23 protein-coding genes are annotated in these 25,452 nt (G+C 49.7%); 15 read left to right on the forward strand and 8 right to left on the reverse strand.

What is annotated here, in order from left to right; genetic code table 11:
* Window positions 1-157: 157 nt before the first annotated feature.
* The 4 genes from B160_RS31510 to B160_RS0102990 all read right to left on the reverse strand — a co-directional run bounded on the left by B160_RS31510 (window position 158) and on the right by B160_RS0102990 (window position 4,722).
* Window positions 158-304, reverse strand: a complete 147-nt coding sequence (locus B160_RS31510; RefSeq protein WP_157557859.1) for a helix-turn-helix domain-containing protein — start codon at window positions 302-304, stop codon at window positions 158-160.
* A 68-nt stretch (window positions 305-372) separates the two neighbouring features.
* Entirely contained in the window at window positions 373-2,244 is a 1,872-nt protein-coding gene (locus tag B160_RS0102980) for an ABC-F family ATP-binding cassette domain-containing protein (RefSeq protein ID WP_018626379.1), read from the reverse strand.
* A gap of 108 nt (window positions 2,245-2,352) precedes the next feature.
* A complete protein-coding gene (locus B160_RS0102985; protein ID WP_018626380.1) occupies window positions 2,353-3,138 on the reverse strand; it encodes an SDR family oxidoreductase in 786 nt (261 codons plus the stop codon).
* A 3-nt stretch (window positions 3,139-3,141) separates the two neighbouring features.
* On the reverse strand, window positions 3,142-4,722 hold the full coding sequence (locus B160_RS0102990; RefSeq protein WP_018626381.1) for a M1 family metallopeptidase: 1,581 nt from the start codon (window positions 4,720-4,722) through the stop codon (window positions 3,142-3,144).
* A 174-nt stretch (window positions 4,723-4,896) separates the two neighbouring features.
* Here B160_RS0102990 and B160_RS0102995 point away from each other — a divergent pair, with 174 nt between their 5' ends.
* From B160_RS0102995 to B160_RS0103045, 10 genes are all read left to right on the forward strand, one after another.
* Complete coding sequence (locus tag B160_RS0102995) at window positions 4,897-5,436, forward strand: RNA polymerase sigma-70 factor (RefSeq protein ID WP_018626383.1); 540 nt, start codon at window positions 4,897-4,899, stop codon at window positions 5,434-5,436.
* A 2-nt stretch (window positions 5,437-5,438) separates the two neighbouring features.
* Window positions 5,439-6,380: a FecR domain-containing protein gene (locus tag B160_RS0103000; RefSeq protein WP_018626385.1), complete on the forward strand. Its 942-nt coding sequence runs from the start codon at window positions 5,439-5,441 to the stop codon at window positions 6,378-6,380.
* Window positions 6,381-6,386: 6 nt separating this feature from the next.
* Window positions 6,387-8,120, forward strand: a complete 1,734-nt coding sequence (locus B160_RS0103005; protein WP_157557860.1) for an STN and carboxypeptidase regulatory-like domain-containing protein — start codon at window positions 6,387-6,389, stop codon at window positions 8,118-8,120.
* 58 nt (window positions 8,121-8,178) lie between these two features.
* Window positions 8,179-9,195: a hypothetical protein gene (locus B160_RS0103010; protein ID WP_018626387.1), complete on the forward strand. Its 1,017-nt coding sequence runs from the start codon at window positions 8,179-8,181 to the stop codon at window positions 9,193-9,195.
* A 36-nt stretch (window positions 9,196-9,231) separates the two neighbouring features.
* A complete protein-coding gene (locus tag B160_RS0103015; RefSeq protein WP_083927651.1) occupies window positions 9,232-9,942 on the forward strand; it encodes a head GIN domain-containing protein in 711 nt (236 codons plus the stop codon).
* 230 nt (window positions 9,943-10,172) lie between these two features.
* Window positions 10,173-10,802: an SRPBCC family protein gene (locus tag B160_RS0103025; protein WP_018626389.1), complete on the forward strand. Its 630-nt coding sequence runs from the start codon at window positions 10,173-10,175 to the stop codon at window positions 10,800-10,802.
* Window positions 10,803-10,805: 3 nt separating this feature from the next.
* A complete protein-coding gene (locus B160_RS0103030; RefSeq protein ID WP_018626390.1) occupies window positions 10,806-11,600 on the forward strand; it encodes an SDR family NAD(P)-dependent oxidoreductase in 795 nt (264 codons plus the stop codon).
* Window positions 11,601-11,603: 3 nt separating this feature from the next.
* Window positions 11,604-12,596, forward strand: a complete 993-nt coding sequence (locus B160_RS0103035; protein WP_018626391.1) for an NAD-dependent epimerase/dehydratase family protein — start codon at window positions 11,604-11,606, stop codon at window positions 12,594-12,596.
* Window positions 12,593-13,720, forward strand: coding sequence for a sensor histidine kinase (locus tag B160_RS0103040; protein ID WP_018626392.1), 1,128 nt, complete (start codon window positions 12,593-12,595; stop codon window positions 13,718-13,720). Before B160_RS0103035 ends, B160_RS0103040 begins: the two co-directional genes overlap by 4 nt.
* A gap of 14 nt (window positions 13,721-13,734) precedes the next feature.
* Window positions 13,735-14,511 carry a LytR/AlgR family response regulator transcription factor gene (locus tag B160_RS0103045; protein ID WP_026309485.1) on the forward strand — a complete coding sequence of 259 codons (777 nt, stop codon included), beginning with the start codon at window positions 13,735-13,737 and terminating at the stop codon, window positions 14,509-14,511.
* 92 nt (window positions 14,512-14,603) lie between these two features.
* Here B160_RS0103045 and B160_RS0103050 read toward each other — a convergent pair whose 3' ends face one another.
* Window positions 14,604-15,299 (reverse strand): rhomboid family intramembrane serine protease, encoded by a 696-nt coding sequence (locus B160_RS0103050; protein WP_018626394.1) that lies wholly within the window; start codon window positions 15,297-15,299, stop codon window positions 14,604-14,606.
* 33 nt (window positions 15,300-15,332) lie between these two features.
* Window positions 15,333-15,971, reverse strand: a complete 639-nt coding sequence (locus B160_RS0103055; protein ID WP_018626395.1) for a J domain-containing protein — start codon at window positions 15,969-15,971, stop codon at window positions 15,333-15,335.
* A 360-nt stretch (window positions 15,972-16,331) separates the two neighbouring features.
* Here B160_RS0103055 and B160_RS30415 point away from each other — a divergent pair, with 360 nt between their 5' ends.
* Window positions 16,332-17,867, forward strand: coding sequence for a DUF6600 domain-containing protein (locus B160_RS30415; RefSeq protein ID WP_051107107.1), 1,536 nt, complete (start codon window positions 16,332-16,334; stop codon window positions 17,865-17,867).
* Between the two features lie 631 nt (window positions 17,868-18,498).
* On the opposite strand, the gene B160_RS0103075 is transcribed toward B160_RS30415, so the two are convergent.
* On the reverse strand, window positions 18,499-20,907 hold the full coding sequence (locus B160_RS0103075) for a hypothetical protein (RefSeq protein WP_018626398.1): 2,409 nt from the start codon (window positions 20,905-20,907) through the stop codon (window positions 18,499-18,501).
* A gap of 88 nt (window positions 20,908-20,995) precedes the next feature.
* Between B160_RS0103075 and rpmI the strand changes: the two genes are divergently transcribed.
* The 3 genes from rpmI to B160_RS0103090 all read left to right on the forward strand — a co-directional run bounded on the left by rpmI (window position 20,996) and on the right by B160_RS0103090 (window position 23,576).
* Entirely contained in the window at window positions 20,996-21,346 is a 351-nt protein-coding gene (gene rpmI / locus B160_RS32495; RefSeq protein ID WP_018626399.1) for a 50S ribosomal protein L35, read from the forward strand.
* A gap of 49 nt (window positions 21,347-21,395) precedes the next feature.
* Entirely contained in the window at window positions 21,396-21,740 is a 345-nt protein-coding gene (gene rplT, locus B160_RS0103085; protein WP_018626400.1) for a 50S ribosomal protein L20, read from the forward strand.
* Window positions 21,741-22,103: 363 nt separating this feature from the next.
* Window positions 22,104-23,576 carry a type III PLP-dependent enzyme domain-containing protein gene (locus B160_RS0103090; protein ID WP_018626401.1) on the forward strand — a complete coding sequence of 491 codons (1,473 nt, stop codon included), beginning with the start codon at window positions 22,104-22,106 and terminating at the stop codon, window positions 23,574-23,576.
* Window positions 23,577-23,640: 64 nt separating this feature from the next.
* On the opposite strand, the gene B160_RS0103095 is transcribed toward B160_RS0103090, so the two are convergent.
* A complete protein-coding gene (locus tag B160_RS0103095) occupies window positions 23,641-24,213 on the reverse strand; it encodes a hypothetical protein (RefSeq protein ID WP_018626402.1) in 573 nt (190 codons plus the stop codon).
* Between the two features lie 82 nt (window positions 24,214-24,295).
* Between B160_RS0103095 and B160_RS0103100 the strand changes: the two genes are divergently transcribed.
* On the forward strand, window positions 24,296-25,426 hold the full coding sequence (locus B160_RS0103100) for an META domain-containing protein (protein WP_018626403.1): 1,131 nt from the start codon (window positions 24,296-24,298) through the stop codon (window positions 25,424-25,426).
* Window positions 25,427-25,452: the final 26 nt, after the last annotated feature.

A 25,452-nucleotide genomic window follows, 5' to 3' on the forward strand; every position in this document is an offset into this window, starting at 1 on the left:
TCTTCTTTAGAACTTCAGCTCTTCAGCGGCAGCTATAAAATTCTTAGTGTTGCCAGGTGTCTTCACGTCTTTGTGGCAGCTAAGAAATCCTTATAGGAACAGGTGCCGGATAAGGGAATATCCTTAAAAAAATCAGCAATACCGGCATCCAGCACCCTTATGATGGTAAGCAGGACCAGAAGGGGGGGGATGGCCCGGCCATTTTGCTCAGGTCTGCCCTGCCTGCAACATTGTTGATGGTAAGGCATTTATTTTTCCGGATCGCCTTGATCCGCTTTCCGATACCGATCAGATAATCTTCCATAACCCATTTTATGGAGCGAAAGTAAACAGGATTTTAGCTACTCAACTTTGAACTTGAAATCTGGAATCTCATGCCTCGATCAGCTCGCTCAACTCCAGCCAGCGCATTTCTTTTTCGTCCAGCAATGTACTGATCGTTCCGATGCGCCTGGATAATGCCTCCAGCTCTTCGAACCCGGAAGCACCGCCGGAAAGCTGGGCAGTGATGGTTTCTTTTTCCGCGTTCAGATCAGCGATCTCCTTTTCAAGCGATTCATATTCGCGTTTTTCTTTAAAGGATATTTTCCTGCTGACGGATTTTTGCACCGGGGCCGCCTGCGGCTCATTGGCGGCAGCAGCCTGCGGGACCGGGCTTTTTTCCTGCGCCCGGTATTGGGTATAGTTTCCCGGAAAATCTTTAATGATGCCATCGCCTTCAAAAACAAAAAGATGATCCACCAGCCGGTCCATAAAGTACCGGTCGTGGGATACAATCAGTAAACAGCCGGGGTATTCGCTCAGAAAATTTTCCAGCACCGAAAGGGTGGGAAGGTCCAGGTCATTTGTAGGTTCGTCAAGGATCAGGAAATTGGGATTGCGGAACAGGATGGACAGTAAAAGCAGTCTTCGCTTCTCCCCGCCGCTCAACTTGCTGATATACGTATATTGTTTATCCGGATCAAAAAGAAAAAGCTGTAAGAACTGGGCGGCGCTGAGGGTGCCGCCGTTTGCAAGCGGGAAATTCTCCGCAATATTCTTTACAAACTCGATTACCCGCATGTCTTCCTTCAGGAGCAGTCCCTGCTGGGAATAGTTGCCAAAAACGATCGTATCGCCGATATTGATCTTGCCACTATCGGCTGTATCCGCGCCTTGCAGGATATTTATAAACGTAGATTTTCCCGCGCCGTTTTTCCCGATAATGCCTACCCGTTCTCCTTTTTTAAAAGTGTAGTCGAACCCGTCCAGTATTTTTTTATCGCCGAAGGACTTATACACTTTTTTCATCTCGACGATCTTTCCTCCGAGCCGGTTCATTTTCATTTGCAGCTGTACCTGGTCGTCGGTTACCTGCTGTTTGGCCGTTTTTTCGATATTATAGAAATTATCTTCCCGGCTTTTGGATTTGGTGGTACGCGCTTTGGGTTGTTTGCGCATCCACTCCAGCTCGCGGCGGTAAAGGTTTTTAGCCTTGTCGATGGTGGCGTTTGTATTTTCAATACGCTGGGCTTTTTTATCAAGGTAATATTCGTAGTCGCCCTTGTGTACATAGAGCTCACTGTCTTCGATTTCCCAGATCTCCTCACAAACCGCATCCAGGAAATAGCGGTCGTGGGTTACAAGCAGCAGGGTAACGTTCTCCTTTCCCAGGAAGTGTTCCAGCCATTCTACCATACCCACATCCAGGTGGTTGGTAGGTTCGTCCATGATCAGCAATACGTGCTTGTGCTCAAAACCGATATCGATCAATGTGCGTGCCAGGGCCACGCGTTTTTTTTGCCCGCCGCTCAGCGTCTTTATCTTGTGATCGAGGTGGTGGATATTTAATTTGCCAAAGATCTGTTTTACTTTGGCGTCGAAATCCCAGGCATTGCGTTCTTCTAATTGGATCAGTGCCTGGCTGATGCGGTCTGCGTCGCCGCTTTCGCTGGCCAGCTCATATTCGCGAATGGCTTTTACCGTAGGATGGTTGTGAAAAAAGATATTGTCAGAGATGGTCAGCTCTTCCTCCAGGTCCGGTTCCTGCTCAAAAAGGATCACTTCTACATCTTTATGGATCCATAGCTTGCCGGCATCCGGTGTTTCTTTGCCCGCCAGTATTTTTAGCAATGTGGATTTCCCCGTACCGTTCCGGGCAACGATGGCCACTTTGTCGCCTTCCTCAATGTGGAACGAAATATCGGAGAACAGGGGCTGGATCCCGTAACTTTTTGACAGTCCTTCTGCTGAAACATAATGCATCCGGCAAAGGTAGGGAAGTTTGAGGGGAGCGGGAAGTTGATGGTGGAAAGCAGGAAAGAGAAAAGCAAAACGTTTTACTTTTCTCTGAACATATTTAGCAAACTCCCCTCAAACACTCCGGATCAATCCCCCGTCGATGGCGATGCTGGTTCCGGTAATATAGGCAGCTTGTTCCGAAGCGAGGAAGGCTACCAGGTGGCCCATTTCTTCCGGTTTGCCGAGCCGTTTCATGGGGATCGTTTCCAGCGCCTGTTTTTTATATTCCTCCAGCGGGATGTTCTTTGCAGCAGCTTCCCGCTCATAGAGTTCAAGGATCCGGTCCGTTTCAAAATTGCCGGTAAGGATGTTGTTCACCGTTATATTGTCTTTTGCCACCTGTGTGGCCAGGGTTTTGCCCCAGGTAACCACGGCAGCGCGGATGGTATTGGACAATGCCAGGGCCTCGATGGGCTCCTTAACGGATCGGGATGTAAGGTTGATGATGCGCCCCGAACCCCGGGCGATCATATTTGGAAGGGCTTTTTCCGTGGTGTACTGTACCGTCCGGAACAGCAGGTTGAATGCGGTTACATAGTCGGCGTCTTTTTTTTCGAGGGCGGTGCCCGGGGCGGGACCACTGGTATTATTCACCAGCACATCAACCGTATTGCCGGAAAAATAATGATCCATTTTGCTTTTGAATGCGTCGATATCCGAAAAGTCTGCGGCTATATACTGATGCTGCTGGTTTTCCGGCGTGGGCAATGCCCCTGCCAGCTGCGCCAACGTGGCTTCATTACGTGCCAGCAGAGTAACAGTGGCACCGTTCCCGGCCAGCTGCCAGGCAATGGCTTTTCCCAGCCCGTTACTGCTGGCGCCTACAAGAGCTTTTTTATTTTTTAATGAGCGTTGCATAAATCATTGTTGAAGCAGTGAACCGGGTTTTTTCAGAAGCGCAAAGAAACGGTCGAGGGTCGTACCCAGGCTTTTTTCGAAAGAGGCTTTCATGTCTTCCGGCTGTGGGTGCTTGTTGCTCCAGGTATTAAAATAATCCTGAAAGGCTTTATCTACCTGGGCCTGGCTGTACTGCCGCTCCAGCAGGTACATCCAGATTGCGGTTTTGATGTAAGATACAAGGCCGTAGTCTTCGGATGTTTTAAAATCTGCTGCGGGTTGCTCGATAACAGTTTGCATGGGGATCTGCGAAAGCGCAAAATAGATCCGCTCCTGGAACTGGTCAACCGGCAGTTTTTTGATCTCTTCGGGGATCGATTCCCGGGCAACTGAATTGTAGTGGTATTTTTCTGCTTCGTACCGGAACTGGTAATACGTGTTCAGTCCCTCATCCTGCCAGGTATGGGCCCGTTCATTGGAGCCCAGCATGCTCATAAACCAGTTGTGTCCCACCTCATGGGCGATCACGCCGTCCAGGTATTCGCGGGTGGCATCGGGGCAGGTGATCAGGGTGATCATGGGATACTCCATTCCGCCGCTTGAGTTATTTTTTGGGCCTTCAAAAGCCTGTACCGTAGGATATTGATACGCACCGATCCACCGGCTGTAATGATGAACGGCGTCTTTTACATAGTCGATGCTGTTGTTCCACAATGTGCCCGGCTGGTTATGGTAATAAGTAAAAGCGTCTACTGTTTTATCTTTTAGCTGTATGGTGTCATATTGAATGATGAGCCCCTTTTCGGCAAACCAGGCAAAATCCGGAACATTTTCCGCCGTATAGGCAAGGGTTTTGGAACCGGCTTTTGCGGGCTTGTAAAGTTTGGGCGGAGCGTTCCGTCCAATGGCATTCATGCTGCCGATGGATTTATACCGGGCCAGCTCCTCCTTATCCTGCAAAACCCCCGTAGCGCCTACCACGTAATCGGAGGGCAGGGTGATCTTCACATTGTAATCCGCATATTCACTATAAAACTCTCCCATATCCAGGTAGGGAAACTCATGCCATCCGTTCTTGTCAAACACGGCGGGTTTGGGATACCATTGACAAATCATAAATTCACCATCGGTAAAACCAGACCTCGAAAAATAAGAGGGAAGCTTTACACGGAAGTCGGTAGTAAGCGTGGCTGTGGCCCCCGGTTTGAGCGGGGTGGGGAGCAGCACTTTAATGATGTCGATGTACTCCGGGTTGGGATGAGGCTCTGTTTTTGCGGCCTTTCCGTCCACTTTAAAATTGAGCCCGTCAATGGAACCATAGGTGATGGCGCCCAGTTTTTCGCTTCGTGAAAGATCGTTGCGGATCTGTTTCAGCAAGGCCGTGGAGTCGTTCTTATAGGCATTGGGCCAGAGGTGAAACCAGATAAATTGGAGTGTTTCCGGTGAATTATTCTTATATTGAATGGTTTGTTTTCCGGTAAGGGATCGGGTCTTATCATTCAGCGTCACCTGCATGTCGTATTTCAGCTGCTGCTGCCAATAACCCTCCTGTGCAAAACCCACGGTAACAACAGCCGTGAAAATCAGCGTGAAAATTTTCTTCATTTACACATTTTTTTAAAGATAACCAAAAAACGGCGAGAGGGGTCATTTCGGGGAACGGTTTTAACGTTGTTTATGGAAACCGAGCGGTGAAGGGGAAAAAATTTTTTCTCCGGATAGGGGGAATGCCTGTTTTGGTTGTATTCTGTTAAGGCGCTATTATATTTGCATCCTGGAATGGGTTTGGACAGTGTTCAATACAAGCATGTTTTTGACCTCCATTATGAGGCCTTATACGGATATGCCTGCTCCATACTGCGATCGGAGGTGTACGCAGAGGACCTGTTGCAGAATATCTTTATAAAGCTTTGGGAAACCAGGGGTAATGTAAACCCCGTATCTGTAAAAGCATACCTGTACACAGCAGTGCGGAACGAATGCCTCAATCATCTGAAGCATAAAGGGGTACAGGCAACTTATGCGCATGCGGTACGGGTTACCGGAACGGACGCGGATAACAGCAACAGGGCCGAACAAAAGGAACTGCAGGAAAAGATCCAGGGCTTGCTGAACCGGCTGCCCGAAAAATGCGCTACGGTCTTTTATATGTGCCGCCAGCTGGGACTGAGCTACCGGCAGGTTGCTGCAGAATTGGACCTGTCTGTAAAGACGGTGGAGAATCATATGACGAAGGCGTTGAAGTTCCTGCGCGGAGGCCTGGCGGCTTACCTCGTAAGCGTATTGCTATTGTTTATTTATCAACTCTTCAATGTATAAATATGGAGCATAAACTGATCGCCTATTATGAGCAGACGTTGGATGCTTCGGAGCGGAAAGAAGTAGAGCGCTGGTTGCAGGAAGAACCGGCGCACCGGAAAATTTACGAACAAACCGTCCGTACCTGGCAGGTGTCCGGGTCCCATATGGATTATACTTATTATAATAAAGAGCGGGCCTGGGAAAAGATCCAGGCGCAGATCGCGCAGAAAGGTTCTGCCGGCACCCGGAGTGTCCGTATGCGGTGGTGGCGGGCGGGCGCTGCAGCGGCGGCGGTAGCCGGCCTGGTCCTGCTGTTTTTGCTGATCAGCAGGCCGGAGCCATTGCAGTTTGCAGCAACGGCGGAGATCAGGAAGGTCTATCTGGAAGACAGCAGCGGCATTGTGCTTTACCCCCATGCCGTATTGAAGGTGGAGCACGGGTTTAATCAAAAAAACAGAATCGTGCGCCTGGAGGGGGATGCGCTTTTTGATATTGCCCGGAACCCGGACAAGCCCTTTATCATTCATAGCAGGGATATGGATGTACAGGTGCTGGGCACTTCGTTTACCATACAGCAGCGCGCTGATTTTAACACGGTATTTGTACATTCCGGCAAGGTAATGGCTACATCCGGCGATCAACATATAACGGCAGTGGCCCGGCAGAAAATTGTAAAGGATAACCGCACCGGTCAGTTGCACCTCGGCACGATGGGTCCTGCCATCGACGAAGTATTGCAAACACAGACCATCCGGTGTAAGGATACACGCCTGGATGATCTGGCGCGCATACTGGAAGAACTGTACCATATAGAAATACAGCTCGATCCGGCCATTGCGGGTAAACGGATCACCAGCACCTATTTTTCCTACGAACAGCCGGAACAGGCGATCGAGAACGTTGCGCTGACGATTAATGCTACCTGGCAGAAAAAGGGAAACCATTACCTCATTACTAAATAGACCTTCTTGAAAAAGTATTTGTTTACCTTGCTGCTGTTTTTTTGGGGATCGCTTGCCATGGCCCAGCAGAAAATGCTGCAAAAAGTGATCTCTGTTGATTTCAGGAATATTACGATGTACGATGCGCTGATGCAGATCGAAGCCAGGGCCGGCTTCTATTTTTCCTACGACAACCAGTTTATCAAAAATCAGAAGCGGGTATCGTTCGCTGTAAGCAATAAGCCGGTGGCAGCGATACTGGACCTGCTGTTTGATAACGAGTATCAATACATCGTGCAGAACAATAAGGTGGTCATCCGTAAAAAAGAGCCGCCGTATATTGTGGTACAGGGCCGTTTTATTGATCATACGGACCAGAAGCCGGTGGCGTATGTAAGTGTTTATATACCGGAGTTGCAGATCGGGACCATGTCGGATGAACAGGGATCCTTCTCCCTCCGCATGCCCCTGTCGGCAAACATGACATTAACGGTGAACCGTGTTTCTTATTATGATACTTTATTGCATATAGATGGCAAAAACGACCCAATGCTAACCGTGCCGCTGGTGCCGCATATCATGGAAGAAAATGAAGTGCGGCTGACATCAGTACAACGGCACTGGCTGGCCCGGCGGCTGATCGGCACCCGGCAAAGGCTCAGCAGCATCAATCTTAAAAATTACTTTTATCAGCAGAAGTTCCAGCTGGGCGTCCTTCCGGGAATTGCCACGAAGAACGTATTGAAAGGTCAGCAGGAGAACAAGCTTTCGTTTAACTTATTGGGTGGCTATGCGGCGGAGGTAGATGCGCTGGAGATCGGTGGCCTGTTCAATATCGTACAGAAGCATGTCCGGTCCGTGCAGGTTGGTGGATTGGCCAATTTTGTGGGCGGCAGCGTGCATGGTGTGCAGGTGGGCGGGCTGTATAATTATGCGGGCGATACGGTAAGCGGATTGCAGATCGGCGGATTAGCAAATGCCGACAAGAGCGCCATGACCGGCTTGCAGATCACCGGTGGGTACAACAGTACCGGTGCCTTCACCGGTCTGCAGATCGCCGGTATTGCCAATAACGCGCAGAGCGTACAAAAAGGAATGCAGCTGTCAGGTATCGTGAATCGCACCACCGTTTTTGAACAAGGCCTGCAACTGTCCGGGCTGGTGAACGTGGCAACGGAAATGAGCCGCGGTGCCCAGGTTGCCGGACTGGTGAACCGGGCAAAGAAGATAAATGGCTTTCAGCTGGGGCTGGTGAACCTGGCAGATACGCTCAGGGGCATTGCCATCGGACCATTCAATTATCACCGCAACGGCAAGCATGCTTTTTCGGTTTCGGCACAGGAGAACGGCCAGGTTAATGTTAGTTACAAATCCGGGAACCGGTCTTTATATAATATTCTTCAGCTGGGTTGGGTGCATGCCGGCAACCCAGGCGGCTACTACCTGTTTGGTTACGGACTGGGCAGCGAATGGACGCTGAAGCGGAAGATAAAAATGGCCACAGAACTGGTGAGCCTTTTTTACACCACGGCCAAAGAATTTAACACCAATTATGATAACGTCTGCTTTCAGCCGGTGCTGATGTATCAGGTGCATCCCAAACTGCAATTGTTTGCCGGCCCCCGGCTGCAGTATCAGCTTACGGGAAGCAATGACGGCCAGGATGCCTATACCAATTTTCGCCGGAATATGATCACCCTGAACGAAAACAGCCGCAATCCGCTAAGCCTGGGCTGGACCATCGGGATGAATCTTTTTTAATGACAGCATAGGGGTAATAAGGCTTTAGGATGTATTAGAGGGATACATTACTAAAGACATGAAAATTAAACATTCAATTTTACTACCCGTATTTGTTATTTCCGGTTTAAAGCTTGCTGCACAGGAGCATGCAGGCAAATCGGTGCACCTGGGATTGGTAACCCCCATCAGTACACAGGGCGTGCATGCCCGCGATATAAGTCCGGCCTTCGCCTTGCATGCATTGCAAGGCGTGAACCGGGATAATAAGGGCGTATCTGTTGCCGGGTTGTATGCCACGCTTTACGGAAGCAATCGCGGGGTAATGGTCAGCGGGCTGGTCAATCAGGTTAAAGGCTCAAACAAAGGCGTAGCCATTGCGGGGTTGGTGAACACTTCCCGGAACGGAAGAGGATTGCAGCTGGCCGGGTTGCATAACCATGATGCCGGCAACGGGTTTATACAGATAGGCGGCTTAAGCAATTATAGTCATTACAGCCTGTTGCAGCTGGCTGGCCTGGTCAACACATCGCGGCACGCCGGAAATCAGATCGCAGGCCTGGTGAATAAGGCCCGGACTGTCGAAGGAGTTCAGCTATCGGGGCTCATCAATATCGCCGACAGCTCCCGGTATCCCATTGGCATTTTAAACTTTATCAGGCATGGTGAAAAGCAGATCGGGTTGCAGGTTTACGATGATGTATCGGCAAGCCTGGTATTGCGTACCGGAAGTTATAAAACTTATGGTATCGTTGGGGCCGGGCTGGCAAAGGACCGGGGCCGGACCGTGCTTCAGATGGAAACCGGGCTGGGATACCGCATACCTCTGACCAGGGGGATACGGGTGAATTCGGAAGCCGTGCTTATGGCACGCACCGACGTTCATAATTTTATCAGGCATACAGAATCATTGAGAACACTGCTTGGAATAAAGGTCACACCTGCTATAGAGCTCACTATCGGACCAGCCCTGTATATTACGGATCAGTCGGATTCTGAATTGTTCTCCGGGCATTATATCTGGAAGATCAAAAAGCGGGAATCCGTGCTGCTGGTTGCCCCGGGAGCCATTGCCGGGATCAATATCCGTCTCTAATTATTTAATCAATCATTTATAAAAATCAAAACGAAAATGAAACAGATCCTACCATTATCTCTTATGTTGTTAATGCTAGCCGCTTCCCAGGGTTGTAAGAAAGTATATCCGGACGGGCCGGCAGTAAGGGAAACGCGGAGTGTAACCGGGTTTGATAAAATTGAAACAACGATTAGCGGTCATGTGGAATATACGAAAGGGACAGATACAAAAGTGGAAGTGCTCGCCGCCGATAATATACAGCGGTATGTGATTACAGAAGTGGTAGACGGGAAACTGGTGGTCCGTACGCCCAATAATGTGACCATTAAAAGAGGAAGTGTAACCGTATATGTGACGGTGCCTGAACTGAAAGCAATAACACTTACAGGCAGCGGCAATTTTACCGCTTTGGACGCAATAACGGCCGGTTCCATGGAGCTGAAACTTACCGGCTCCGGCAATATGTTCCTTGCAAAATTGTCGGCTGCGTCGCTGAAAACACAGATCAGCGGCAATGGTGATGTGACGATCAACGCCGGGCAGTGCAACAGTCAGGATGTAACGCTTACCGGGAGCGGAGACTATGATGCGCATCAGATGCAGAGCAATGAAGCAAAGCTCCGGCTTACCGGTTCCGGCGATACCAACGTATGGGCAACGGATCATTTGAACGTAACGATCACCGGCAGCGGGGATGTACGTTACGTGGGCAACCCTGCAGTTTCGGCGGCGATCACCGGTTCCGGAACAGTTAAGGGATTCTGATATTTTTTCCGGAACGCGGCGCTTTATTGTATAAGCACCCGTCAGGCAGGTATTCTGTTTCTTTCAAAAATGTGTTAAGCTCATTTAAACGGTTCCTTAAAAAGTGTTAATGATAAAATCCTGTTGCCGGTTCACAAAAAAAACCAACATCTTACCATGAAAATTATACGGCTCAGGCACTATTGTTTTTAAAGGGTTGCCGGCGCTGTTATGTTTGTAAAAAATAGTTTATGAAAAAGATACTTTTTTTGATGTCGCTGTTCCTCTGCGGCAGTCTGTTAAGCGCAACGCCTTCCGGCGATTTTAAAATGGTGAAGACCTCCAATGGAATTGCCCTGTATGAACGCTGGGTAATGCATAATGGCAATAAGGTGCGGGAGCTGAAAGTTTCGTTTGAGGTTGCCGGCGCGGGATTGACGGATGTGGTAACGCTTTTGAAAGATGCTGCAAAGGGAAGCCGCTGGAACGTAAAATCGAGCGCGTATAAAATAGCCCGCACCCGCGATGAGCATGTATGGCTGAACTACATCCGGTATGCGTTGCCCTGGCCTATGGAAGACCAGGACTGCAGCTTGAAATACTTTTACTATGCGCCCCAGGCACCGGCCCGTTCCAATACCATTTACTTCGAAAGTGTCCGGCACCAGGCCTATCCACGGTTGAAAAATGTGACCCGCCTGGAAGGCACTTCGGGCAAATGGGTGATCGATCAGCTGGCGCACAACCAGTCCCGCATTACCTACCAGATCCTCACCAATAAAAGCGTTACGGTCCCACGCTGGGTTTCTGATCCCATTGTGTATGACAATATCCTTACCACGATGTCCCGTTTTAAATCATTGCTGCAACAACAATCTTAGATCATGAATAAAAAGTACACGCTGATCACGGGGGCCAGCAGCGGGCTGGGGAGCGCCTTTGCGCTTAGCTGCGCCCGTCTGGGTATGAACCTGGTCCTGATCGCGCTTCCAGGAAGCGCCATAAAAAGAACGGGCGAGGAGCTGCGCCGCCTCTATGGGATCGATGTCCGTATTTTTGAATTTGACCTGACCAACCGGGCGGCATTTGAATCGCATACGGCAATGATCAAAGCGATGTTCCCGGTCAATTTCCTGATCAATAATGCGGGCATGGGCGGAACAGTGTCGATGCTGGACAGCTCGCCGCAGCTGATCGATAAGATCATCCAGCTCAATATCGCTTGCACGGCGTTGCTTACCCGTGCGTTATTGCCCCGGTTGCTGGAGCATGAACAGAGCTTTGTATTGAATATTGCCAGCATGGCCGCGTTTTCACCCATTGCCTATAAAACGGTTTACCCCGCATCGAAGGCATTCGTTTCTTCTTTTTCACTGGGACTCCGGGAGGAAATGCAGGCACAGGGCGTATCGGTGAGCGTGGCCTATCCTGGGCCGATCATGACCAATTCCAACACCTCACAACGCATCCTGATGCAGGGGTATAAAGGGCGGCTGGGACTGTTTTCCACCGCAGACCTGGCCAACCGGATCCTCCGGCAAACACTGGCCGGCAGGGCTGTTATTGTTCCCGGCTGGTGGAACCGGCTGAATCAAAAGCTGATGGGCATTCTTCCATCTACAGTCAAAGTACGCCTGATCTCCGGGGCAATCAGACGGGAGTTGCAACTAACACATTAGAAGATGTCAAAAGTATTGATTACGGGTGCCAGCGGACTGCTGGGTTATAATGCCGCCCTTGAGTTTAGCCGGAACGGCTTTGAAGTACGCGTGCTGATCCGGAGATCGGCAGACACAAGCCTGTTGAACGGCCTTTTTTGTGAGTGGTACTATGGAACCATAGAAAACGCCGCAGACGTGGAGGAAGCGGTTGCAGGCTGCGATTTTGTAGTACATACCGCTTCGCTTACGGGGCAATGGGGGATCAGGCGGAGCGCCTATGAAAAGGTGAATATCCGGGGAACGGAAAATGTTATCCGGGCATGCCTGAACCAGGGCGTAAAGCGGCTGATCTATATCAGTACGGCCAACACCATGGCACCGGGAACGCTTGAGGATCCGGGTACGGAACTGAACCCTTTTTCGCTCTTTAAGATCAATTCCCCGTACATCAACACGAAATACATTGCTCAGCAAAAGGTACTGGAAGCCGTGGTGGAAAAAGGATTGCAGGCCGTGATCCTAAATCCCACATTTATGATCGGGGCACATGATCTGAAGCCCAGCTCCGGCCGGCTCCTGAAATATGCGCTGAACAAAATGTTCCTGTTCTATCCTCCGGGGGGAAAGAATTTTGTACACGTCGGGGATGTAAGCCGCGCCATCGTTGCCGCGTGCCGGCATGGAGAAAACGGTGAATGCCTGCTGATTGCCGGGGAAAACCTGAGCTACCGCGAATTTTTCAGAATGGTGAACCGGCTGGCCCGGCAAAGCCCGGTAATGCTGGGCATTCCCCGGCTTCTGCTGAAAGCGGGTGGGCTGCTGGGAACGGCGATCGGCCGGCTAACAGGCAAACGGTTAAAGCTGAACTATGCATCGGCCTATCTCTTATGCCTGCATAATTACTATTCGGGGCAGAAAGCCTCACGGGCACTTGGGCTCAGCTACACCCCGGTTTCTGTTGCCATTGAGGAAGCGTTGGAATGGTTCGATAAAAACAACAACACCCGTATATGATATTAGGCGCCATCATATTCCTTTTAAAAAAGATGAGCCGGCAGCAGCTGGAAGCGCTCCTGCAGCATCCCATGGTGAAGTATATTGCGCGGGTCGTGATCCTCTATGGCTTCAGCGTGGTGTTCCGTTCGTTTGATATGTCATTCGCCAATGCTGCGGGTTCTTCGTTTTTCCGGGAGCAATCCTTCAGCCTGATGTTTGTATCGCTGGGGCTGCTGATCTGGGTAGGCGGGGAGCGTCTTTCCCGTTTCCTGCAAAAGCGCACGGTCAAAAAAAGATTTCCCTATACCATTGTGCTGCTTTGCCTGGGACTGATGCTGTTCGGTGTTTTTGCAGCCTTCCTTTTTGGCCTTACCTATTCTTTTTTTGATATTTATTTTTTTAACAATTACGAAGCCTGGAAAAGCTTCAGCCGGCTGAGCTATGATCTTATTTTCGGCGCTTTTATCTTTTATCTTCTGATATTGAGTTTTAACGGCATCCTCTTTTATTATAAGAACTGGCAGGAGGCCCGGCTAAATGCGGAACGGCTGAAAAGAGAAAATATGCAGGCCCGGTACGATGTGCTGAAAAGCCAGATCGACCCGCATTTCTTTTTTAATTCGCTGAGCGTTTTAACAGGGCTGGTTTATAAGAGCGCGGATCTTTCCGCAGAATACATTACCCAGCTTTCAAAGTGCTACCGGTACATTCTTGACCAGAAAGAAGAAAACCTGGTTTCACTTCAGACCGAATTGTCTTTTCTGGAGTCCTATTTGTTCCTGATCCGCATCCGGCATCAGAACAGTATTTTATTTCATATGGATGTACCCTCCGAACAGCAGCAGCATTCGCTGCTTCCGCCTTCGGCCCTGCAGATGCTGGTGGAGAACGCGGTAAAACATAACCGGTTTGCGGCAAATGCGCCCCTGCATATCCGTATCCGTTTTACCGACGGGCACATCATTATTTCCAATGATCTCCGGAAGCGCAACGGGATCCGGTTTTCCACGGGTATTGGCCTTTCCAATATCCGGAAAAGATATGAACTAATCACCGGCGAGCAGGTGGAGATCCGGGAAACCGGCGAGAGTTTTGTGGTAAAATTGCCCTTTCTGCCGGAAGCATTGAAAGACCAGTTTTAAACATGCATACAGATATGAACATTGTAATATTTGAAGACGAAAAACTGAACGCAGATCGCCTGGTGCAATTGCTGGGCGGACTGGTGCCCGGGCTCCGGGTGCTCGGGATCATTGAATCGGTTGATGAGGGCAAAAAATGGCTGAACGACCCGGCAAACAATGCCGATCTGGCGTTTATGGATATACAGCTTTCCGATGGCAATTGTTTTGAGCTGTTTCAGCAAACGGAAACCCGCATGCCGGTGATCTTTACCACGGCGTACGACAAATTTGCATTGCAGGCCTTTAAGGTGCACAGCATCGATTACCTGATGAAGCCGATCGACCGGGAAGAACTGGAGCGGGCGCTACAGAAATTCAATTATCTTAAACCTCAGGTCAGTGCGCATCCGGCCCTGGATCTTTCCCGGATCGCCGAAGCGTTCTACCGGCAGGAAAACACACGGTTCATTGGCAGGGCGAACAACCAGATCGTTTATGTAAAGTCGAAAGATATTGCCTGTATCTGTTATGCCGATGGAATTACAAAGGCGGTGACCCACACCGGGAGAAAAGTACCGTTGGATTATTCGCTGGACCAGATGGATAAGATGCTGAACAAGACCCTGTTCTTCCGCATCAACCGGAAAATGATCGTTTGCATCGATGCCATTGCAAAGATCAACAGCTACTACAACAGCCGGCTCATCCTCCAGCTCAGTCCGGATGCGGATACCGATACGGTGGTAAGCCGGGAGCGGGTGGCCTTGTTCAAGAGCTGGCTGGAAGGCCGCGAGGCAGGGGTAGTTTGACGTTTGAGATTTGAGGTTTGTAGTTGGGCCCGGTTTTATTGCCTGGTGTTGGATTTTCTTTCAAAAAGTCCGGGATCCTCATTTTTATATTTTCAAATTCCAAATTGTTTCCGGTTTGCAAAAAACCTTACCAGGAACATACCGGCAAGAACCCCCCCGATATGTGCCGCGTACGCAACACCCGACTGCTCGCTGGCCCCGATCGTATTGACCTGGCTGACCACCTGCATCACGATCCAGAGCCCCAGGGTGATGACCGCCGGCACACGGAAGGTGAACAGCAATGCCCAGATACGGATCCTGTTCTTTGGAAAGAGCACCAGGTAACCACCCAGCACGCCGGAGATGGCACCGGAAGCGCCCAGGCTGGGAATGAGCAGACCATCTTCCAATACCAATGCCATAAACACATGCGAAAAGGAAGCCAGCACGCCGCACAGCAGGTAAAATACCAGGTACCGGAGATGCCCCATCGCATTTTCAATATTATCACCGAAAATCGACAGGTAAAGCATATTGCCCAGGATATGCGCAATGTTGCCATGCATGAACATGGCGGTGAAAATGGTCGTATAGACCGGCACCGGGGAGGGCCCGAGGTCATTGGTGCCCACGATGTCGGTACCGGTAAGGATCTCACCCGGCACGGTGGAGTAGCGCATCAGGAAATCGATATTCGTTCCCAGTCGCTGGTAATAAATAAAAACAAAAATATTGATGGCGATTAACAGGTAGTTGATATAGGGAGTAAGCGTGCGACCGGAATTGTCGTCCCCGATTGGCATCATAACGGATAAAGTTTAAAATTAACCAATAGGTTATTATAAGGAATATGCGATGATGATGCAAAGTAGGATAATTAGCCCTAAAATCAAAAAGGGCTTATAGCGGCTGAAGCGGATCGACTGACGGATCTCGCGGCTCTTTTTTCCGATCAGGATACGGCTTTCTGCAGGGGCCAGGATCTTTTCCATCTGCTCCAGGATACGGAGCTGGTCTTCCGGATGTAATAAGAAAATACTATCAGCCATCCATTTCACCATTTCCCGGTTAATATCCTGCTGGTGGAACTGATTCAGTATATCGATTTTAGCGGGGCTGATCAATTCCTGCAGCGTGGCATATACGCCTCTTTTATCCACCCGGTACACGTCGTAATGAATGAGCTGCTGGTGCACGCTCAGCAGGTCTTTCAACAGTTCCGGAGGCGTCGTAGCCGTTTTTTCCATGGGTGCCCCCATCGATTGTTGCAGCCAGCGTTCCTGAAGGTATTGTGTCTTCAGCTCCGGCCGGGTAAGCGTGTGATAGGCCTCCTTGATCAGGCTGAAATGCGCCGCCGCATACAGATTAGAGGGGTTTTTGTCGGGATGATACTGGTGCGCCAGCTTCCGGTAAGCCATTTTTATTTCTGCAATGGTGGCCGAAGGAGGAAGTCCCAGTATTTGATAATAATCCTTCAATAAAAATGACAGTTTTAATGCAAATGTACAGGGATCCGGGTTTAGAAGCGGTTAGGAGTCAGCTTTCAGCGATCACCCATCAGCAGGGCCTGGAGCTGCGAAATGCGCATCGGGCGGCAAATGGGAACCAAAGCTTAAACCTCAAACGTTAGTCCCGGAACATTGAACGACCTGAACCAAAGGCGTTAAACGGAAATGTTAATAAATTTTACTTAAATTTTTCATAACAATTGTTAGTTTGCCCGCTGTTTGCCAACTTCAGAAGTAAATTACCGTCTAATAAATTAAGAGAAAGCAACAGCACCAAATGCCTGCCGCCTCGGGTAACAATTTTAACTCAAAACAAAATAATTTTCAGACATGAAACGACTTATTACCACATGGAGCTTTGGTTTATTCCTGGCGTTGGCTTTGTCGGTTTCTCAGAGGGCCGCAGCTCAGCCAAGGGTTGGGGTAAGCATTAATTTTCAGACATTCTATGATGAGCTGAGCCCTTATGGGGAATGGATCGATTATCCGGATTACGGATATGCCTGGCGCCCACGCGTAGGCGGCGATTTCCGGCCCTACGCAACCAATGGCCGCTGGGTCTATGCAGATGGAGACGACTGGATGTGGGCCTCGGATTACGATTGGGGCTGGGCACCTTTTCACTATGGAAGGTGGTTCTATGATCCGTTTTACGGGTGGATGTGGGTGCCGGGCTACGAATGGTCTCCGGGCTGGGTAGCGTGGAGGGGTGGCGGCGACTACTACGGGTGGGCTCCGCTGAGGCCGGGGATCAGTATTAATATAGGTTTTGGCAATTATAACCCGCCGTACGATTACTGGACCTTTGCCCCCTGCCGGTACATGGGGTCGCGCTACATCAACCGGTACTATTATCCTTACCGGAACAACGTGACCATCATCAATCATACCACCATCATCAATAATTATGGTGGCAGGAATTACCGGGGCCGGGGATACTACTCAAACGGACCGCGCCGCACGGATGTAGAACGGTATGCCGGACGCATCCAGACCGTCAGGGTACGGGATGCAAACCGCCCCGGACGCACTTCCGTAGGCCGGAACGAAGTATCTGTATATCGCCCGGCTGTCCGGAGGAGCAGCGAGAACTCCCGCTATACTCCGAGGACAGTACAGCAATACAGCAGGGACGCTGCCCGGGTTGACCGGAGCAATACGAACCGCGGCAGCACCGCGGCAGGAAGAAGGAGCGATGCCGTACGTGAGCGGTATGGGAACCGGAATTCAGGAACAGAAAACCGGGATGCAGCCGGCGAACGCAGGAGCAGCAATAGCACCGGTGTATCCGGACGGCGTGCAACAGGCACACCGGCGAACCGCACCACCGGTGATGCAGCCGCTGACAGGAGAAGCGACCCGCAAAGACAGCGCCGGGGCAACCTGGAGAATGCGCGCAACAATGACGCAGCAACACGGCAAAGAGAACAACAGATACGCGATCAACGGAATGAGACCCGCAACCGGAGCGATGCACAGCAAGTTGAGCAGATGCGCCGCCAGCGCGACCAGCAGATGGATGCGCGCAGAAGTCAGGAAAATGCACAACGGGTAGAGCGGGCGCGCCAGCAGGAGCAACAGGAAACTGCCCGCCGCAACCAGGAGAATGCACAACGGGCGGAACAGATGCGTCGCCAGCGCGATCAGCAGCAGTCAGAAGCACGGCGGAGCCAGGAGAACACGCAGCGTATGGAGCAAATGCGCCGGCGCGAAAGTGCACAGCGCCAGGAAGCATCCCGGAGCCGTGAAGTACAGGTACAGCGAAGCGCACCTGCAAGAAGTGAGAGCGGCGGTTTTTCGAGGGGGAGCGGGTCACGTGGAAATGACGGAAGCAGCCGCGGGCGTTCTGAAGGCAGAAGAAGATAAGGAGGGAAGGGCGTATAACATTTTATAAATCCGTAAAATGTTATGCACCTGGTGGGAGAAGATTTTAAGATGGGTAAGGTTTAGTTTTCATAATTTAAAGTGTATGAGGTCAGCCCCGGAAACGGGGCTGATTTTTTCTGGGTGGCCCGGCATATTAATCAGCAGGAATGGGCCAAAAGAAACAGCTGCTATATATAGGAATGCGATAACAGATTCTCTTTTTAGGGTGACCCCCAAGCCGCTATTGTAATACTGTTCCGGAACTTCGCATTAGCGCCGAGGTGAGAAGAATCACTTCACGAGGAAGCATCCTGAAGATCTTTTTTCCCGTTAAAAAGTATAGCGATTAAAAATAAGTAAGGGGCAAAGGCGCAGTGCGCCCGCTCCTTTTTGTACCCCGGAGTGCCTAAAGATCTTGCCAGCAGAGCCGCGGTAATATTGAGCACCAGTCTGTACCAACCGTGCCCTGTTACCGGTGCGCCGCACCTCCATTGTCGTTACTGCCATTGGCTAACAGGATCGGCGCTGTGCTGCAGCTTCTGATAGCAAAACTAACCTGACATATATGCAAAGTCCGGGACTATTTTCTCTTCTTATCCGGGTCTCCTGAAAGGGACCTGATAAAGTATGGCTATTCCATATTCTCTTCATGATGGATCAGCTTTCCGTCCAGCGTCATTCCCTGGATCACTACCCGGAAGGCGTCGGTGACGTCGTTGTTATAGAAGGACACCATTACCTGTTTCTTTTTGGGGTCGATGACCACATTGGGATTCCAGTAAATGGTGGTGCGCACATCTTTATCCGCGTCCGGAGCCACAAACTCGCTGTAATACTTGGGTACGTAAAATTCCCTGATGGCAGTATAGCCTTCAATACGGCTTGCAGACATGCCTTTCCCGGGCTCGGGCTTCACATCATCACCGCGCCGGGTATAGATGGCAATGGCCCCGTTGGCACCATTGGATCCACCCATAAACGGCGGACGGAATGCTTTGATATAGGCTATGTCATTCACATTAATGGATGAGGCAAAGCTCACATCCGCAGGCATTTCATCAATATAGATCTGAGGGGCGCCACCGCGCCAGCTTAAGGACGCATTGGAGCCGGATCCGGAGATCTGGAGTCCCGCCACTTTTCCTTGCAGGTAGGTGAAAATGTCCATTGCGCTTTTGGCGAAGGGATCGTTCAATACATCTAACTGAACGGAATTCATATCGCCTTTAAACAGGCCGGAAGCATATTTATCGTCCAGTATCTGGACCGGCGTTTTGGTTTTAGCAGCAACGGTAACAGCTTCCAGCTCCTTATACCTGTTTTTTTCTGCAATGGCATTGGCCGCAGCGGCAAGCCTGAGGTGGTAGGCGCTTCCCGCCGTATCTGCTTTCAACAAGCTTTTCCATCCCTCTCCCGGATCCGGCACCCGGAGTTTGTCCGGCATGAACTGGACCATTGATCCGTCGAGCGTTTTATCCTGTATCTTATAGGCAACCCGTGCAGTGTCAAAGAATATGGACGATGGATCATTAAAGCGCCCGTCCTTTGTAATGGGCATCATCAGCACTTTACCCTCTGTATCTTTTTGTTTCATCATCACAATAATGGAGGAGGCTGGTGAGATGGAGGCTGGCATGATGCCTGCCAGTTTCCCGGAAACAGAGATATAGGCGGAGTCCCTCGGATACCGCACGGCAGGCAGCTCGCCGGCGATCAGTTGCTGCCAGTTAAAACGGCGCCAGCCATTGGTAAGCATCACCAGATCGAGGTGCTGCTGTGTAGTCAGGGAACTGTCTTTAAAGTAATAAGCCGGGTTGTACACTTTTCCCTTCAGTTCGCCGGTGAGCATCAGGCCCGAAAGGATGTTTTCCGTACTGTCTCCGCCAATGGCCAGGTCGGTAACGGCGATGGACAGCGAAGCGGGGACTGCCTCGGACAGCGAGATGATGAGCTCATTTCTTCCACGGTGGCTCAGTCCCCAGTGTTCTACCTCCATCATCGCGGGGCGGGAATAGGCCTGGTTGTTATCAACATAAGTGATCCTTTCCGCCAGTGGCTTCCAGTTCTGATCGAAGACCGTGATCGTTAAAATGCCATAAGGCAGGCTTTCCAGCGGAATACTGCCGGTGACCGGACCCGGTTTTATGGCCCTGCTGATATTGAATATGGCATGCTGGTACATCGTGCCGATGATGTGTACACTATCGGCACCGGCCGCAGCACTGGCCAAAACTTCAAAGTTCCGTTTGCCGGGAGCAAGGGCAATTTTTAAAGCGACCCCTTCGGCTTTTATTGCCGGGAGCGGTGTCGTGTATGCCGTCTTCTTGTCGTCCTTCCATTTGGCGGTATATTTTGCGTTGGGTTTGGGAATAAGCAGGATATATCCCATGCCGTCGTGCATGTTCCGGATACTGTCCACAAACTTTCCTGCTTCATCCACCACGGTACCCGTGATCTTTACCGGGTCGCCAAAAGCGTCGACCGCTTTATAAGCAATTTTGTTCTGAAGGCCGGCAATGGCGTCTCCGCCCTCGGGAAAAAAGGTCAGCGTGGGTTTCAGGTCGGCGCCTGTTTTGTCCGGTGCAGGTGGTGCATTGTTTACAACCGGTATCTTTTTCGTATAGAGAAAGGCGGCATCAAAGTTCAGCATCCAGCTGGTATAGGCTTTTACGGTGAGGGACTTGCCCGTATAACCGACCGGAAGCTCAAACTGGCCGTTGGTCATGCCATTCACCAGCGGGCTGGTCGTGTGCTGCAGGATCTTCCCTTTATCATCGATCCAATCGATATAAAAGGTCTTGCTGGCCTCAGCCGGCGCAATTTCTGCCAGCAGGTAGGCCTTAAACCAGATGGTTTCCCCGGGAGAATAGCTGCTCTTGTCGTAATGAATATAAGCGCGTTCCGGGGTAAAAGAACTTGCAAAACGCTCAATTTTTCCCATCACATCCTGTGCGTTCAGTGACGCAAATGCACTGCCGAGGACCAGCAACAACAGGAAGTTTTTTTTATAACAGGCTGAATGCTTTAATCTTATCATCATAGTAAAGGCGAAAATTAAGATTTGTACCGTAATTGCAGGCACTTCTTACCCCCAATTTTATGATAATTTTAATGAAGCGCCAGGATAAATGAGTATTTTTACCGGGAACAATGCCGGATTTCAATTATTTGCTTACCTTTGCATCCCGTTTGAAAAAACGGAAACATTACTGAAGAGGTTCAAAAAGGGTGGCGCCCGGGCGTCAACACCTCAAAGGTATCACAAGAAAATAAAGGTAAAAATGCCTAAAGTAAAAACAAACTCCAGTGCAAAGAAACGTTTTAAAGTAACGGCTACTGGTAAGATCACCCACCAAAAAAGTTTCAAACGTCACATTCTGACCAAAAAATCAACCAAGCGTAAACGCGGTATGCGGATCGACGGTGTTGTTGCAAAATCCAACATGAATTTTGTACAGCGCCTATTGCGTTTAAAATAAGCGATTGCTTGATTCTTATTTTATCATTTACAATTAAAATTATTCAGATATGCCACGTTCAGTAAACTCCGCAGCTTCTAAAGCCCGCAGAAAAAAAATATTAAAACAAGCCAAAGGCTTTTATGGCAAACGTAAAAACGTATTTACCGTTGCCAAAAACGTTGTAGAAAAAGGGATGACCTATATGTATGTGGGTCGTAAATTGAAGAAAAGGGATTACCGTGCTTTATGGATCGCGCGGATCAACGCTGCCGTTCGTGAAGAAGGCCTGACCTACTCCGTTTTTATCAACAAGCTGAAAGAAAAACAAATTGACCTCGACCGCAAAGTATTAGCGGATCTGGCCATGAACAACCCCGAGTCGTTCAAGGCGCTGGTTGCTTCTGTTAAGTAAGCTGTTTTTTTACAATACTGTGAGCCTGCCGGAAACGGCGGGCTTTTTTGTGGGTTGCGGTCCTTGCGGATCCCTGGTGCACTTCACGGGCTAAGTTTAAACGCAAGGAGGGCTAAAAAAGGAGTGATAAAGAAAGCAGTATTTTCTGGTGCGTCATAAAGAAGTTTTGATTGCTACGGAATTAAGGAAATTCTAATTGAGGACAGGACGATGCTGGGATCACTACAGGACGCTTGACCGGCTGTTGCTCCGGGTTAAAAACATTTTCAACTTTTCAAATTGGCCAATTGCATAATTCAGTAATTTAGCGGGCAATTTTAAAAAAACTTAAAAGCTGCCGGCATTCACCGGATTTGTTGAGTAATGAATAATTCATACTTAGGCTTAGTAGACCAGACCTTTAACTTCCCGCAGGAAGGAATTGAAGTAGAGGGCGGGTATTTGAAATTTAACGGCATCGACCTGAAAGCCCTGATCAAAAAGCACGGCACTCCCCTCAAGGTCAGCTATCTGCCCAAGATCGGGATCAACATCAACAAGGCAAAGCAATATTTTGCCACGGCAATGAAGCGGCACAAATACGAGGGAGAATATTTTTATTGCTACTGCACCAAGAGCTCGCATTTCTCTTTTGTAGTTGAGGAGGCGTTGAAGCACAATATCCATCTGGAAACTTCTTTTGCTTATGATATCGATATCATCAACCAGCTTTATAAAAGAAGGAAGGTCACAAAGGATATCAATATTGTTTGCAACGGCTTTAAGCAAAAAGCCTACACCTCGCGCATCGCAAAGCTCATTAACAGCGGCTTTAAGAATGTGATCCCGGTGCTGGATAATAAGGAGGAACTGCAGATGTACCGGCGGAGCATAAAAAGCAAAGAGCCGTTTAAGCTGGGGATCCGCATTGCAGCGGAAGAGGAACCTACTTTTCCCTTTTATACCTCGCGCCTGGGCATCCGGGCCAAAGATGTGCTGGAATTTTACGTGGATGAAATCGAAGGGAATGAGGAAAAGTTCCAGCTTAAGATGCTCCATATCTTTTTAAACAAGGGGATCAAAGATGATATCTATTACTGGAGCGAGCTGCGCAAAAGCATCAACCTTTACTGTCAGCTGAGAAAGATCTGTCCCGAGCTGGATTCCATTAACATCGGCGGCGGTTTTCCCATCAAGCACAGCCTGGGTTTTGAGTACGACTACCAGTTCATGATCAACGAGATCATCAGCAACATCAAATCTGCCTGCAAAAAAGCAAAAGTGCCGGTACCCAATATCTACACCGAGTTTGGCAGCTTTACGGTAGGGGAGAGCATGGCGCATATTTACAGCGTGATCGGCGAAAAGGTACAGAACGACCGGGAAACCTGGTACATGATCGATTCTTCCTTCATTACGACCCTGCCGGATACCTGGGGCATCGGTGAGCGCTTTTTAATGCTGCCGATCAATAAATGGAACAATGAATACCAGCGGGTGGTATTGGGTGGCATTACCTGCGACGGGCATGACTACTATGATTCCGAAGAGCATATCAATGAAGTATTTCTCCCCAAGATCAAAAATGATAATGGGGTTGGTGGTTTGGGCGTTCCGGCCATTGAAGCCACGCCCAAAAATGCGGAAAGCGATGCGGAACCCTTATACGTCGGTTTTTTTCATACCGGCGCTTACCAGGATCAGATCAGCGGATATGGGGGCATCAAACATTGCCTGATCCCCTCGCCCAAGCACATCATCCTCGAATACGATAAAAACGGCAAATTGATTGAATGGGTATATGCCAAGGAGCAGTCTTCACAAAGCATGCTGAAGATACTGGGGTATCTGCGGTAGGAAAGATCGCACCCTGTAAAGAGCGGCAGCTGTATCCGGCGTCCATTAAATCACAAATACCGGTTCATTCCGTAATCCTTTTATAGGTTTTATATCCATCCATGTCCACCATACATTTGGGAGCCGCAATGGTAAGTACCGGACTGACCGGATCGGAAATACTAATTGTGGAGCTGAGGTAGAAGAGGGGGAACGAAGTACTCGATTTTTTTGCATTTTCTATTGATGCTACGTCCTCAAAAAGGAATGTTTTTTCGGCGGCAGTGCTACCACAACGGTAATCATACCGAATGTTATAGGTGCCTGTGAAATAAACAGTATCGCTTCTGATCCGCTCGTATTGCCCGTTCCTCCGCAGTGTAAGGATTTCGGTGGTATCCGGCTTTCGCGGGTCCACTCCGCAGGTGCCGCAAACAAATACGGTAAGTCTCCAAACTCCGGCAAATTTTTCGTAGTTGCTATCGATCGCTTTTGTTGTATCTGTCAGGTATGATTGATTGATGATCACCTTTGTTCCGATCCCGGTTTTTACACCAGGCTCTTTTTGAGATTGAGGTTGTTCCTGTGTTGGAGTGCCTTTTTCACAGGCGTACAGGCCCGCAGCCAGGAGGAAGAAGAGCATCAATTTGAATTTCATTAGTTTTAGTATTTATTTGACAGGATCCGCGGTTAGGATATGTATTGCAAATATATGATATATGGGCCATCTAATAAGAAGTATGAAAATAAAACGAATATACCCGCTGCTGCTGACCACCGTCATTATTGCCGCCTGTAGCCGCAATACGGCACCCCTGGTAAGTACATTGCATACGGAAGCCCTGCATCATAAATGGGAGATCCTGGAGATGAGCGGACAGTATCCGGAGAAGAAAATGTTCCTGGACCTGAGGGATGTAGCCCGTTCCGGTTTTATATCCGGGAGTGATACCCTGGTACTGACACCCAGGTTTGGTCATCACCAGCGGATGGAGCTGGATATGAGCCGGTCGCTCAATATGATCCACTCCAATGATGCTGTCTACCGGCAATTACTGAAGAACGTATACCGTTTTTCAGTAGACCCCGGCCAGATCAGCCTGTTCGACAGGCAGGGACGCCGCCTCCTTAGAGCGGGGATCGCTGATGATGATGAGATGGATGATCCCGCACGTAAATGGAATATTATAAAACTGATCAATGCTCCGTCAGACAGTCTGATGAAGCGGCAGGCTTTTATTGACCTGACCAGCCTGGAGACCTCCAGGGCTTTTGTAGGCTGTAACCAGATCCGTTTTGTGACAAAAACGCGTGGCGCGCCGGCAATGACATTCAGCAATATAAACAGCGCGAATGGTGATTGCAAAACAGCTGGGGATCTTGAATACATTCTTGCCAAAGCACTGCCCCTGGCTGCAAAATACCAGGTGATCGGCAACCGGCTGAAGCTGTTTGATAAAGAGGATGTATTGCTGTTGGAGGGGGTGGCGGATGCCGGGAAAAAAGAGCCTCCGGCCGGTAGCTGGAACCCCCTGCGCAGGGAATGGATGCTGAAAAAACTGGAAGGGGCAGATGGCGCTCTGGTGATAGAGTCACGGGCCTCTATTAACCTTACGGATCTCGCGCGTACCGGCGGGATGGCCGGCTGCAACAAGGCCGTGTTTGCTACCAGCACCGGGGCGGGGACGGAAATCGGCTTTTCTTCAATCGCCGCCACCAAAAAATTCTGTGCGGAATTTATGAAAGTGGAGAACGCCTATCTGAAAGTGTTGCCGCAGATCCGTTCATATATGATCAACGGCCATTTTATAAAATTTAAAGATGCCGCAGGAAGGATCCTGGCAGAAGGCGTGGCAGCGGATTGGGATTGATCCCAGGTTGAAACATTCTTTATTTT

This window comes from Niabella aurantiaca DSM 17617, assembly GCF_000374125.1.
GTDB classification, from domain to species: domain Bacteria; phylum Bacteroidota; class Bacteroidia; order Chitinophagales; family Chitinophagaceae; genus Niabella; species Niabella aurantiaca.